9 protein-coding genes and 2 pseudogenes are annotated in these 13,835 nt (G+C 56.8%); 10 read left to right on the top strand and 1 reads right to left on the bottom strand.

The window, feature by feature from the left end:
- Window positions 1-23 precede the first annotated feature (23 nt).
- From AC1DHT_RS15175 to AC1DHT_RS15150, 6 genes are all read left to right on the top strand, one after another.
- Window positions 24-1,214: a pyridoxal phosphate-dependent aminotransferase gene (locus AC1DHT_RS15175; protein WP_427546412.1), complete on the top strand. Its 1,191-nt coding sequence runs from the start codon at window positions 24-26 to the stop codon at window positions 1,212-1,214.
- Window positions 1,207-2,622: an aldehyde dehydrogenase family protein gene (locus AC1DHT_RS15170; protein ID WP_427546415.1), complete on the top strand. Its 1,416-nt coding sequence runs from the start codon at window positions 1,207-1,209 to the stop codon at window positions 2,620-2,622. Before AC1DHT_RS15175 ends, AC1DHT_RS15170 begins: the two co-directional genes overlap by 8 nt.
- 69 nt (window positions 2,623-2,691) lie before the next feature.
- Entirely contained in the window at window positions 2,692-3,402 is a 711-nt protein-coding gene (locus AC1DHT_RS15165) for an NAD(P)H-dependent oxidoreductase (protein ID WP_477761388.1), read from the top strand.
- A 191-nt stretch (window positions 3,403-3,593) separates the two neighbouring features.
- Complete coding sequence (locus AC1DHT_RS15160; protein WP_477761387.1) at window positions 3,594-4,718, top strand: EAL domain-containing response regulator; 1,125 nt, start codon at window positions 3,594-3,596, stop codon at window positions 4,716-4,718.
- 152 nt (window positions 4,719-4,870) lie between these two features.
- The gene (locus tag AC1DHT_RS15155; protein ID WP_427546424.1) at window positions 4,871-5,497 is read left to right on the top strand and encodes a response regulator; all 627 of its coding nucleotides are present in this window, start codon (window positions 4,871-4,873) and stop codon (window positions 5,495-5,497) included.
- The gene (locus AC1DHT_RS15150) at window positions 5,498-9,148 is read left to right on the top strand and encodes a transporter substrate-binding domain-containing protein (protein WP_427546427.1); all 3,651 of its coding nucleotides are present in this window, start codon (window positions 5,498-5,500) and stop codon (window positions 9,146-9,148) included. It begins immediately after the preceding gene.
- A gap of 108 nt (window positions 9,149-9,256) precedes the next feature.
- On the opposite strand, the gene AC1DHT_RS15145 is transcribed toward AC1DHT_RS15150, so the two are convergent.
- On the bottom strand, window positions 9,257-9,649 hold the full coding sequence (locus tag AC1DHT_RS15145) for a hypothetical protein (RefSeq protein ID WP_427546429.1): 393 nt from the start codon (window positions 9,647-9,649) through the stop codon (window positions 9,257-9,259).
- 469 nt (window positions 9,650-10,118) lie between these two features.
- On the opposite strand from AC1DHT_RS15145, the gene AC1DHT_RS15140 reads away from it, so the two are divergent.
- From AC1DHT_RS15140 to AC1DHT_RS15125, 4 genes and pseudogenes are all read left to right on the top strand, one after another.
- Complete coding sequence (locus AC1DHT_RS15140; protein WP_427546432.1) at window positions 10,119-11,327, top strand: EAL domain-containing response regulator; 1,209 nt, start codon at window positions 10,119-10,121, stop codon at window positions 11,325-11,327.
- 150 nt (window positions 11,328-11,477) lie between these two features.
- Complete coding sequence (locus AC1DHT_RS15135) at window positions 11,478-11,897, top strand: response regulator (protein ID WP_427546435.1); 420 nt, start codon at window positions 11,478-11,480, stop codon at window positions 11,895-11,897.
- Window positions 11,898-12,256: 359 nt separating this feature from the next.
- A pseudogene (locus AC1DHT_RS15130) lies at window positions 12,257-13,054 on the top strand (ESPR-type extended signal peptide-containing protein); the annotation flags it as partial.
- Window positions 13,055-13,135: 81 nt separating this feature from the next.
- Window positions 13,136-13,835 (top strand): annotated as a pseudogene (locus AC1DHT_RS15125) (hypothetical protein); the annotation flags it as partial.

The raw sequence follows: 13,835 nt of genomic DNA, 5'->3' as shown, positions 1-13,835 counted from the left end.
CTTTTTTAAAAGGGGATGGGGCCATGCGCTTTTCCGATCTGACTCAACGTATCGCCGGTGACGGCGCCGCCGCCTGGGACATTCATTACCGCGCACTGGCGCTGCAAGAACGGGGCGAAGACATTCTGCTGCTGTCGGTAGGCGACCCGGATTTCGATACCCCGGTGCCGATCGTGCAGGCGGCTATCGACAGCCTGTTGTCCGGCAACACCCACTACGCCGAAGTGCGTGGTAAACGCACGCTGCGTGAAAGCATCGCCAAGCGTCATCAGCAACGCAGCGGCCAGCAGGTTTCGGCCGATCAGGTCACGGTGCTGGCCGGGGCGCAATGTGCGCTGTTCAGCGTCGCCCAGTGCGTGCTCAACCCGGGCGATGAAGTGATTGTCGCCGAGCCGATGTACGTCACTTATGAAGCGGTGTTCGGTGCTTGCGGCGCTGTGGTGATTCCGGTGCCGGTGCGTTCCGAGAACGGTTTTCGGGTACTGCCCGAAGACGTTGCCGCCCGCATCACCCCGCGCACTCGGGCGCTGGCGCTGAACAGCCCGCACAACCCGTCGGGCGCCAGCCTGCCGCGCACCACCTGGCAGGCGTTGGCCGAACTGTGCATCGCCCACGACCTATGGCTGATTTCCGATGAGGTCTACAGCGAGCTGCTGTTTGAGGGCGAACACGTCAGCCCGGCCAGTTTGCCAGGCATGGCCGAGCGCACCGCGACGCTCAACAGCCTGTCGAAATCCCACGCCATGACCGGTTGGCGCGTCGGCTGGGTGGTGGCGCCGCCATCCCTCGCGGCGCATCTGGAGAACCTCGCGCTGTGCATGCTTTACGGCTCGCCGGACTTCGTTCAGGACGCCGCCGTCGTGGCGCTGGAAAGCAACTTGCCGGAGCTGGCCGCCATGCGCGATGCCTATCGCCAGCGCCGCGACCTGGTCTGCGAATCCCTGGCCGATTGTCCCGGTGTGCGGCCGTTGAAGCCGGATGGCGGGATGTTCGTGATGGTCGATATTCGCGAAACCGGGCTTAGCGCCCAGGCGTTCGCCGATCGTTTGCTCGACCGGCATGGCGTGTCGGTGCTGGCCGGTGAAGCGTTCGGCCCGAGTGCTGCCGGGCATATTCGTCTGGGACTGGTGGTGGGAGCAGAACCGTTGCGCGATGCCTGCCAGCGGATTGCCCGGTGTGCCAGTGAACTGATGGAGGCCCAACTCCATGCATAACCACACGGCGCTGTTTATTGATGGTCGCTGGCAAATGCCGTCGGGGCAGGGCATCGCCGAGGTGATCAACCCGGCCACCGAGGAAGTGGCAGGTTCGGTGCCATTGGGTAATGAGCGCGATGTCGAGAACGCCGTGGCCGCAGCACGTCGGGCTTTCAGTACTTGGTCGCGGACACCATCCAGCGTACGCGCCGGCTACATCCGAGCCCTTGCCGAGCAGTTGCGCGCACGGGCCGACGAAATGGCGGCGGTGATCACCGCCGAACTGGGAATGCCGGTGCAATGGTGCCGTTCGGTTCAGGTGGACGGGCCAATCATCGGGCTGGAGCAATACGTCGAACTCGCCGGCTTGATGGATGAAGTGCGCGAGGTCGGCAATTCGCTGGTGATTCGCGAACCGGTGGGCGTCTGCGCCTTCATCAATCCATGGAACTACCCGCTGCATCAACTGATCGGCAAGCTCGCACCGGCGCTGGCCGCTGGTTGCACGGTGGTGGTCAAGCCGAGTCAGGAAACCCCGCTGCACGCGTTTTTACTGGCGCAGATGATCGAGGCCATCGGCTTGCCGGCCGGGGTGTTCAACCTTGTCAGCGGGCCGGGTTCGAAGGTCGGTGAAGCACTGGCTAAACACCCGGACGTGGACATGGTGTCGTTCACCGGTTCCACCGGCGCCGGCGTGCGAGTGGCGCAAGCAGCGGCACCGTCGGTGAAGCGCGTCTGCCTGGAGCTGGGCGGCAAGTCGCCGCTGCTGATTGCCGAGGACGCGGACCTGGCCGCCGCGGTGCGCTACGGTGTGCAGGACGTGATGATCAACTCCGGGCAGACCTGTACCGCGTTGACCCGCATGTTGCTGCCGGCCAGCCGTTACGCCGAGGCGGTGGAGCTGGCGCTGGCAGAAACCTTGAGTTTGCGCATGGGCGATCCGCTCGACCCGCACAGCTTCCTCGGGCCGATGTGTTCGGCGGCCCAACGGCGTACCGTGCGCGACTACATTCAGGTCGGTCAGCAGGAAGGCGCGCGGCTGGTGTGTGGCGGTGACACGGCGCAGGCGTTCGAGCGCGGTTACTACGTCAGCCCGACGCTGTTCGCCGATGTCGACAACCGGATGCGCATCGCTCAGGAAGAAATCTTCGGCCCGGTGCTGTGCCTGATTCCCTATGCCGATGAGGCACAGGCGATTCAGATCGCCAACGACTCGCCGTTCGGTCTGTCCAGCGGTGTTTGGGCCGGCAGCGCTGACCGCGCCTTGCAGCTCGCCCGGCAATTGCGGGCGGGCCAGTGTTTCCTCAATGGTGCGGCGTTCAATTATCAGGCGCCGTTCGGTGGTTACAAACAATCAGGCAACGGCCGCGAATGGGGGGAGGAAGGGCTCAACGAATTTGTCGAAGTGAAGGCGATCCAGGTGTGATCTCGCGATGAGTCCACGTACCCTTTACTGCCTTCGAACACACAGCGTGCAAACCTCCAAGGAATTGCCATGAAAGTACTGATCGTCCACGCCCATCCGGAGCCGAAATCCTTTACCGCTGCGCTGCGTGACCAGGCTGTCGCCACCCTTGAAGCCCAAGGGCATGAGGTCCAGGTCAGTGACCTGTACGCAATGAACTGGAACCCCGTAGCTAGCGCCGATGACTTTTCTTCGCGGGAGAACCCGGAGTATCTGGTCTATGCGCTGGAGCAACGCTTGGGCGTGAAGAGCCAGTCGCTGGCGGCGGATATCCAGTCGGAACTCGACAAACTGCTGTGGGCGGACTTGCTGATCCTCAACTTCCCGATTTTCTGGTTCTCCGCCCCGGCCATGCTCAAGGGCTGGATCGACCGGGTGCTGGTGTCCGGTGTCTGCTACGGCGGCAAGCGTTTTTACGATCAGGGCGGGTTGAGCGGCAAGAAAGCCTTGGTGGGCGTGACCCTTGGCGGTCGCGAGCATATGTTCGGCGAGGATGCGATTCACGGCCCCCTGCAGGACATGCTGCGGCCGATCCTGCGCGGCACGCTGGCCTACGTCGGGTTTGAAGTGCTGGAACCGTTCGTGGCCTGGCATGTGCCTTACATCAGCGATGAGGCGCGCCAGGCGTTTCTGGAAGATTACCGCCTGCGCCTGGAGCACCTTGACGATGAACAACCGCTGGAATTCCCGCGGTTGTCGCAGTTCGACGAACAGCTGTATCCGTTGCGCATAAATCACTGACGTGAGGACATCTCCGCTTCAAGGTGTCCAGGACGGACACTCGGAAATTTCCTACAGATCAAGGAGATAAATCCTTCGCTTGCAGTTAGATGAAGTTGCCAAAATTTCTGCCTCACGTAATCGGCAGGGTAACTGGCAAGATGGACTCCCCTAGCGTTCTCGTTTTAGAAAAACACTCGTTTCGACGGGGGGTGTTGGTCACAGCTCTGCAACGTCTGGGCATCAACGACATATTGCAGGCTGATAACAGCGAAGTGGCGATGGCGCAAATACACCAGATGGGGGGCGTTGATATTGTGCTCTGCGACCTTAACTGCCTGGACTTTCTACACAGTGTCGGGCAGAACGGCATGGTTCGCGCTGTCGCCCTGTGCAGTGAATTGCAGCCAGAGTTGCACCGCGCAGTCGAACATATGACCTGCTTTTCGGGGTTGCAGTTACTCGGTGTCCTGAGCAAGCCTACGCAGTTGTATAAGCTGCAAAGCATCTTGCACCAATATGGTCAACGGTCCCTGTCGCCGGAAGCCGATCCGTCACCGCTGTACCGACTACCCAGCGAAAGGGATGTCCGTCGGGGCCTGGCTTTGGGTGAGTTCAAAGCCTGGTTCCAACCCAAGTTCGAGATGAACAGCGCCGCATTGGCCGGGGCTGAAGCGTTAGCGCGTTGGKAACACCCGATCAGAGGTCTGCTATTGCCCAAAGACTTTCTGGCAGCTGTGCTGGCCTATGACCTGATCGATGAAATGCTCAAACAAATGCTAGAACAAGGGATGAGTCTGCTGCGTGTCTTGCGCCAGTCGGGCCTGGAACTGGAACTGGCGTTCAATCTTCATGCCTCGCAACTGGCCCGCAATGACCTGATTGACCACATTCATCACGTTTTGAAGTGCCATGACTTCCCGGGATCGACGTTGTTGTTCGAAGTCGCTGAAAACGGTTTGCTCGACATCCCTCGGGTGACCCGAAAAAATCTGCTGCGCCTGCGCATGATGGGGTGCCGCCTTTCGATCGATGATTTCGGCATGGGTTTTTCCTCGCTGACACTGCTCTGCCAACTGCCGTTCAACCAACTCAAACTCGATGGGCAACTCGTACGGTCCATTGGTGATCCGCGCACCAGGGCGATGGTCACCAGCACCGTGGCGCTGGCCCGGGTGCTGAACAAGAGTCTGGTGATCGAGGGCGTCAGCAGCCAGGTTATCCGGGATGGGTTAGTGGAGATGGGCTGCTCATTTGGTCAGGGTTTTCACTTGGCTCGTCCAATGGATCCCCAACGGTTCATACAGTGGTTACAAAACCCTGAATTACCTGCTTAAAAACGTCGGTCGCAGGGTCTGAAATATTTCGATATGGCTGCTGGATTACGTAGTGATGTCGGCTACATCAGTTGGTGATTTGATCCATACTCTTTCGACGCATGACCCTTCCGTCACCAGTATTTTCCGGTGCGTATTACAGAGAGGTTCAAATGCATAAAGCGTTGGTCGTAGACGATCACCCGTTCATTCGGGCGACTGTGAAAGTGCTGCTTGAACGGGAGCAATTCGAAGTTATCGCCGAGGCTGATAATGGTGTGGATGCGGTGCAACTGGCTCGCCTGCATACCCCTGAACTTATCCTGCTGGACATTGCCATTCCAAGCCTGGACGGGCTGGAAGTCATCAACCGAATTAGCGCGCTGAAGCTATCCAGCAAGATTCTGGTATTGACCTCCCAGTCCGCGGCCTTTTATGCCATGCGCTGCATGAAGGCGGGCGCTGCCGGCTACATCTCGAAAACCGATGAATTGAGCGAATTGAGCAAAGCGATCAAGGCGCTTATGGCTGGCTATACGTTTTTTCCAAACCTGGCAGGCAATTCCGTACGCCGAAGCGATATTGATTCCACTGAACTGGAGATGATTCGGGGGCTGTCCGATCGTGAACTAATGATTTTGCAGCAACTTGCCCGAGGCCTGAGTAACAAGGAAATCGGCGATGCCATGTTGTTAAGCAACAAGACCGTCAGTACGTATAAAACCCGTCTGATTGAAAAGCTCAATGTGAAGTCGGTGGTTTATCTAGCCGACTTTGCCAAGCGCAATAATCTGATCTAAATGAAAACTCTTCTGCGTCACCATCTGCTTGCAGTCATTTTGCTCGGTCAGTTGGGGAGTGTTTCGACAGCACAGGCTGAGGTGCAATCGCTGAACCTCTTCGGCCGTTCAAATGGCGAGAGCTATGCCGTCGTTCTGGACGATACGGACTGGCGTTGGTTGCGCAACAAGAGATCACTGCGCCTGGGCGTGTCGGCTCCGGACTATGCGCCTTTTGATATGATCAACAGTGGTCAGGATTACGGGGGAATCACGGCGGATTATGCCGAACTGCTGGCCACTATTTTGCACACGAAAATCGAGGTTCGTCTTTATGAGTCTCGAGCCGAGATGATACAAGCACTCAGGCTCGGTGAGCTGGATCTGGTGGGCACTGCCAATAGTTGCGATGCGGCAGATCCAGAGGTTGCTCTGACCAGTGCCTATGCGGATGCGCCGTCGGCGCTGGTAACCCGTAATGGCGTCGGCCAGGTGTTGGCGCCAGACTTGGCGGGCAGTCGCCTGGGCCTGCTTGAGCACTATCAGCCAACGGCAACAGTCACTGCGGTCTATCCCGGGGCTGAGCTAAAGTTTTACCCTGCAGCCCAGAGCGCAATCGGTGCCGTGGCGTTTGGTCAGGCGGATGCCTACTTGGGTGATGCCATCAGTACCCACTATCTGGTCAATAAATACTTCCTGAATGATGTCCGCCTGACGACGTTGCCGGATGGGCACACCACGCATTTCTCCTTCGCCGTGCGTCAGAGCAATCATCGTTTGCTGCACATCGTCAATACCGCGTTGGCGGTGATCCCAATAACAGATCGCACGACAATCCTGGGTCGCTGGAGTGCGGGTGACATGAGCATCTCCAACCATCACCCACTTCAGTTCAGTGCGGCTGAACAACGTTGGCTGAATAAACACCCTCGTCTGAGAGTGGCGGTCAACGATACCCTTGCCCCCATCTCTTTCTTCGATGAGCAGGGTGAGTTCCGGGGCATCAGTGCCGAGGTTTTGGCCAAGGTCAGCCAGCGAACCGGTTTGAAATTCGATGTGCTGCGCGATAACTCGATGGAAAGGTTAATCGAGCAGATCAGGGGCGGTAATGCCGATCTGATGGCGGCGTTCAATCCCAGTACTGAACGAGAAAGCGAGCTGCGATTCACTCGGCCTTATCTGACCAACCCGTTTGTCCTGATCACTCGGGACGAGTTCGGCAATCCAGAAAAACTGGAGGACATGGTCGGAAAAAAACTGGCACTCAGGCGCGGTAATGCGCTTCGTGATTTCGTCAGCAAAAACTTCCCGGGCATTGAGGTGATCGAGACAACGACTTCAGCCGAGGCCATGGCGTTGGTGGCGAGGGGGGAGGTGGACGGTGCCATCAATTCGCTGGTCAACGGACGTTACTTGATCCTGCGCAAATACCGCGACCGCTTGCGTGCGGCCGGTATCGTCGGTTTGCAGTCGTCCCAGACAGGCTTCGCCACCGACCGAGGGGCGCTGGAACTATATTCGATCCTTGATAAAGCCCTACAAAGCATTCCTCCGGAAGAAATGGATGAGTTAACAAGCCGTTGGCACCGCGACGTGGTGATCGATAGTGAAAACTGGAAGCAACATAGATCAGCGGTCATTCAGGGTTTTATCCTTTTCACATTGTTGTTGATGGTGGCCGTGGGTTGGATCGTGTACTTGCGGCAATTGATATCCAAGCGCGAAAAGGCCGAGTTAGCGCTCAATGATCAGATGGCGTTCATGCGCGCCTTGATCGACGGCACCCCTCACCCGATTTATGTACGTGACCGTCAAGGGCGACTGGTGAGTTGCAATACTGCTTATCTCGACGTGCTCGGGGTCTCACTCGATACGGTCATGGGCAAGCAGATTACCGACAGCGTATTGCTCAGTAATGCCGACGCTCAGGCCTATCAGGACGAATACATGAAGGTGATGGAAAACGGTACGCGATGGATCCAGGATCGCGTCATCACCCGAAAAAACGGAACAACACACGCGGTGTATCACTGGATGTTGCCGTATCACACAAGTGACGGCGTGGTCGCCGGTATCATTGCCGGCTGGATCGATATCAGCGATCGCCAGCGTCTGTTGGAGCAACTGCAGAATGCCAAGAAAAATGCCGATGACGCCAACCGGGCGAAGACCACCTTCCTGGCAACCATGAGCCATGAAATCCGTACCCCGATGAATGCCGTGATCGGCATGCTCGAGCTGGCGATGAAGAGGGCGGACCAAGGCGTTATGGACCGGTTCGCGATCGAAGTCGCCTCTGGCGCTGCGCGGGGGCTGCTGGACCTGATCGGCGACATTCTCGATATCGCACGTATTGAGTCCGGTCGCCTGTCTTTGGCCCCGCAACGAGCCAGCTTGCGGGAGTTGGTCGAATCGGTGGTGCGTATGTTCGAAGGGGTGGCACGACAAAAAGGTTTGCGGCTATTGCTGGATTTCGACCTCAAGGCCAATCTCGATGTGTTGATCGATCCGCTGCGCTTCAAACAGATTCTTTCCAACCTGCTGAGCAACGCGATCAAGTTTACCGACGAAGGCGAGGTGCGGTTGAGCGTGCAGGCTGCGCCCGGCGTGTGCGGCGAGCGGTTGGCGATTCATGTGCAAGTCAAGGATTCCGGCATCGGTATTTCCGCTGCGGATCTGAAGCTTTTGTTCAACCCTTTCGGCCAGGCCAGCAATAATCACCAGTCGGCGCGGGGCGGTTCTGGGCTGGGCCTGGTTATCAGTCGTACTCTGTGTGAAATGATGCAAGGTCAATTGCAACTGACCAGTGCACTGGGCAAGGGCACGCAGATTGATATATGCCTCGACCTGCTTGTCTTGCAACCCGTGCCTGCTGCCGAGTTGCCGGCGGCCGAACTGGTGTCGCCGGCGTGGCTGCTCAACATCCTGGTGATCGACGATTATCCGGCGAACCGTTTGCTGCTCTCCCAACAATTGAGTTACCTCGGTCACAGTGTCAGCGACGCCGAAGACGGTGCCCACGGTCTGCGTGCCTGGCGCAACGGCAACTTTGATGTGGTTATCACCGATTGCAACATGCCCGTCATGAACGGTTACGAGCTGACGCGGGCCATTCGTGACGAGGAAAAAGCTTCGGGCGCTGAACCTTGCTTGATCCTGGGGTTCACTGCCAATGCCCAGTCCGAGGAAAAGGAACGCTGCCTGGCAGAAGGTATGGATGATTGTTTGTTCAAACCTATCGGCCTCAGTGATTTGAGTGCCCGACTTGCCTTGGTACAGCCCGGCGCTGACTCATTGCCGCTTGGCGCAAAGGTGCTTGAGATCGAGGGCGACATCGATCTGAGCAGTTTGCAGCAACTGACCCGTGGCGATCGCACCGCGATCAATACGTTGCTTGGCAATCTAGTCAGCAGCAACGAAGGGGACATGTTGCGGCTGATCAAACTGTTCGGCGAGCACGACTTGTCGGCTCTTTCCGATCTGGCCCATCGGGTCAAAGGCGGCGCGCGAATCATCAAGGCGTGCAATTTGATTTTGTGCTGCGAGCAGTTGGAAGCAGCCTGTATACGAGCGGACGCTGTCGAGTTGACGGAGGTGGTGGATGCGTTACTGCAGGCGATGGAATGTTTGGCACAAACGCTGGCGCAGTGCATCGCTGATCCGACAATGTAGATCTGGATGTGAGTGGGGCGATCCCGACTCTTCGTGTTATCGCAGTTGATTGCAGATGTTGATAGCCAGTGAGAGGTTTGCGGGAAGTACCTGATGCCCAGTCATTTGCTATGCGCCGCTGAAAACAATGCCATTTTCTTTCGCGATCAGCTGCGCGCGATCGACTCTCAACTTCATGGCGATGGCAGCCGCCCGGAGGGTCCGCCCGGCGTAAGCATGCTCGCGCAGGGCAGGTGCGAGTTTTGCCCGTCCGGCTTGTTGCGTTTTTTGATGACCCGTGACATGCCGTACTGAATAAACCCCGCTGACGCCCGTCGGAATGTTCTGGATAGAATTACCCGCTGCAAGAAACTGCGCCTTGGACTTTTCCAAGTCATAAATAATGGCTTCGCGAGGGTCGAGCATAGGTTCGCCAATCACTGCAAATTTCCTGTTAGTTGTTGTGTGCTGCTTTGGGGGAGATAAAAACTGGATCATCTCGGCCGGGTTGAGTTTTGACAAAAGTAACTATTGCAGAACACGGGGCAGCATCACTCCGCTAGTTTAGCCCCCTTCGCTTGTTCAGTTGCTTCAACAATTTTTCCATTTGCAGCGTCAGGTGCTGGAGGGTTACGGTGCCTCTGACGCGATCTTCACCTCGCCACGAATCACTATGCGCGGTCAGTAGCTTGATATTGTCTTCGTATCGCCTGAGTAGTATCCGTAGTTGTTTTCGTTCTTTCGTCATGTCGGATCTGTCTTGGAGGAGTGGGCCGATAGTTGCATTCAATGATGTGCTGAACATTAGTGAAGGATGCGATCCAATGTCTGTAGGAAATTTCGCAAAGAACAAACATGGCCTGGCGGTATGTCGCTATGCCCGAAGTGTCGTGACGCTGGGAAATTTCCTACATTTAAGGAGAAATTTCCTAACGATACCCAGCGTCCAAGCCCGGACAATTGGCTCATTCCTTTTTTGTGAGCCGCTTCCATGCCCATGCTCCCATTGCGCGTTCTGGTTCTTGGCGCCAACGCCTTCCATCGCTCGATTGCGGTCAACATGCTTTGGCAGTCTGGGTGCCAGGAGGTGTTCGTTGCCGGCAATAGCGCACAAGCCCTCGCGATTCTCGAACAGGTCGGTCCGGTGGATATCACCCTGTGTGACCTGCGCATGGACGGTGTGGACAGCCTGGAACTTTTACAGGGCGTGGGCGGATCCCGTCTTGCTGGGTCGATAATCATCAGCAGTTCGCTGTCGCTGGATGTTCGTCGGGCGGTGGGGCAGTGGGTTTCGTTGTTGGGGATGGTGTTGCTGGGCAATATCAGCAAGCCTTTGCAATTCGGCGCACTGCAGCTATTGCTGGCAAAACACATGAATGAGGCTATTGACGTGCCAGTCGTGCCTCCTGTTGCTGCGTTGGCCACTGAAGAGGAGGTACGTCGGGCGCTTGCCGACCAACAGTTGCAAACCTACTTTCAGCCCAAATTCAACCTGCTGACCGGTGAAGTGTGCAGTGTCGAAGCCTTGGCCCGTTGGCATCATCCATTCAAAGGCGTACTGCCGCCCTCGGTGTTCATGCCGATTGTCGAGCGTTGCGGGTTGATGGATGACTTGCTGTTCTTTCAATTGGAACAAGGCTTGAGGCTTCAGCGGCAGGCACTTCAGCAGGGATTTGCGCTAAACATTGCCTTCAATCTGCACGCTGTGCAACTGGTCAATGCCGAACTCACGTGCAGGATCAAGACGATGCTAGGCGCCCATGAACTGCCCGGCTCAGGGCTGGCGTTCGAGCTGACCGAAACGGGGTTGCTTGAGGCGCCAGCGTCGAGTCTGGAAAGCCTGGTGCGCCTGCGAATGATGGGTTGCAGTCTGTCTATCGATGATTTCGGCGCGGGTTTTTCGTCGCTGCAACGCCTGTGTCAGTTGCCATTCAATGAAATCAAACTCGACGCCGAGTTCGTTCGCGGGCTCAAGCAGGAGCCGCGTTGCCGCGCGGTGATCAGCAGCACCCTGGCACTTGGCGAAGCGTTGGGCATGAGGGTGGTGGTTGAAGGGATCGAAACTGAAGAGCAGCGTCAGGTATTACTGGAGCTTGGGTGTACGCAAGGGCAGGGGTACTTGTGTGCACGGCCAATGACGGCGGCGGGTTTATTGAATTGGCTGGATCTTCAGCAAATGGCTGCCGTTAATTACTGGTAACTCGTTGATCGACTTCATCGAGTACGTGTCTTGTAAGTTTTCAGGACCGTTCATGCATGAAACCCATCAGGCCTCGCATTACGCGCACATGCTTAGTCAGCTCTCTTGCCAGAGGCACGTCTTGAAAATTTAAAGTGATAGTGATTAACAATGCCGAATCGTTATTTACGAATTTTTGTCGCCGACGATCAACGCTTTCAGCGTTTGAGTATAGAGAAGATGCTTAATCAATTGGGCTATCGCCGGATCGCACCGGTGGAGTCACTTGGGGACGTTGTCATTCTGATGGGCAATGCTTTTGAGCCCTTCGACCTGTTGATTATCAGCAGCGCGTTGGCTATAGCGGTTGACGTCGATATCGACGGCTTCTGCCGGAGTAATCCGCAGATTCGCCACGCATTGATTTATGACGGGCAAGGTGCGCAATTTTTGCCGATTTCTTTACCACTCGCCGTCGTGGTACAGGCATCTCTTTTACGAATGACTGATAGCGAGTCGATCAGGCCTTTCATGGAAGTCACTGATCTGCAGTCCGATGGTTTACATCTGTACATCGTCGAGACTCGCTAGGGGTAGCGCTGATGGTGCGCGACGTCTGATCCATACAATTGAATTTTACATTCGTGGTTTCATGGAAATCATTCTGTTGGTGTTTAAACGTGGCTGTATGGCTTTCATCAGGTAGGAAATTTCCTACAAACAGCAGGAAATTTCCTAACTTAATCCCCGTGGGATGTCGAGACAATACGATCTATTAATTTCTTGGTGATTACTGTTGCTTGCGTAAAACGAAGATCGAATCCTGGCTGTTTTAGAGGCGAGGCGTCGTTTGCAAGCCGGTTTTTATATCGACTATTGAGAATTAAAAACAGACGTCATCACGCCATGGATGATGCGATTTCGGAGGTTGGCTCGACGCCAGTTCATTGATGAATAAAATATTTTCGGTTGTCTGGAACACGTCAATGTGTTGCTGGGTAGTTGCTTCGGAACTTGCTAATAAGAAAACCAAGGGTGGGCCGACAAGGCAGCGTAAGCGGGGATTTAACCCACTTCGTGCATTGAAGGGAAAATCGCGTGCACTGAGTGTGCTTGCGGTTGCTTTGAGTCTGACTGTTGGATGGTCCGAGCCAGGGTACGCATTCCTGTATTTTCCTAATTCTTCTTCTAGCTCATGTACGGGCACCGCTACCGATACAGTGGGTCGGACCACCCTCAATGCGACAATTACAGATCCAACTTTCGGCGGCGGCGCTTATTCATCAAACATTCTCGGTTGTAACGCAACCGGTGGGTCCAGTGGGAGTGGGTACCTTGGAGCCAGTGCTTTCGGCGCTTTTTCCGCTGTGAGCGGGGAAGGTGGAGCAGCATTCGGCTTTTATGCCAGCGCCGGGCGGTGGGCCACTGCTATAGGGATGGAGACCACTGCGACGGGTATTGCAAGCACCGCTTTGGGTTACGGTAGCGTTGCGACGGGTCTCAATGGCGTGGCCATCGGTGGTGCGGCCTCTAATGCGGCCGGCTCTACTTCGCTTACAGCGGCCCAGTCCACCACAGCGTCCGGTGCGGGTGCCGTTGCCATTGGGAGTAACACAACCCGTGGGGCCCAGGCCGGGGCTGCTGATTCTATCGCTGTTGGTGGCCAATCAACGGTGTCGGCGACTGCTACGTCCGGTGTTGCAATCGGGCTTCTTGCATCCGTAACCGCCGCCAATAGCGTGGCGCTAGGCTCTAACTCATCCGCTACTGGCACTACTCTGGCTACCGCCGCTTATGGTGTCGGCGGCACGGCAACGACAGGCGGCGAAGTGAACATCGCCAACGGCGCCAACGGTCGTCGGATTACCGGACTGGCCGCTGGTGCCAATGCGACTGACGCCGTCAACGTCAGTCAACTGAATAAAGTGGGACAGGACACGGCGACTGCCCTTGGCGGCGGCGCGGCACTGAATGCGGCCACCGGGGCATGGACGGCGCCCACTTATTCCACCAACACCATTAGTGCAACGGGTGCCAGCACCGGCTTACTGCCCAGCACCAACGTCGGCGCGGCACTGACCAATCTCAGCACTAGCGTGACCAATACCGCCGCCGTCGCGGTGAAATATGATGCGGTCGGCGGCAACGCCATCACCTTGGGGGCGACCGGTGGTGCAGGTGCACCGGCCGGCGGGGTGAAAATCACCAACCTGAGTGCCGGCGCCTTGAACGGCACCAGCACCGACGCGGTGAATGGCAGCCAACTCTTTGCCACCAATACTGCCGTGAATAATCTGGGGACCCAGACCACTACTCTGGGTAACACCTCGGCCAACACCCTGGGTGGCGGCGCCACTTACTCGTCGGCCACGGGGATTACTGGCTTTAGTCAGCCGATCAACGCGATCAGCAGCACCGGGGCGGTAGCGGCAGCCACTGCACAAACCAGCGTAGCGGGTGCGTTGACGGCGCTGAAYACCGACACGGTCAACACCGCCAATATTGCGGTGAAATATGATGCGGGTCGGC

Source organism: Pseudomonas sp. 05N432 (assembly GCF_056396945.1).
This window is presented reverse-complemented; position numbering and strand designations above follow the sequence as displayed.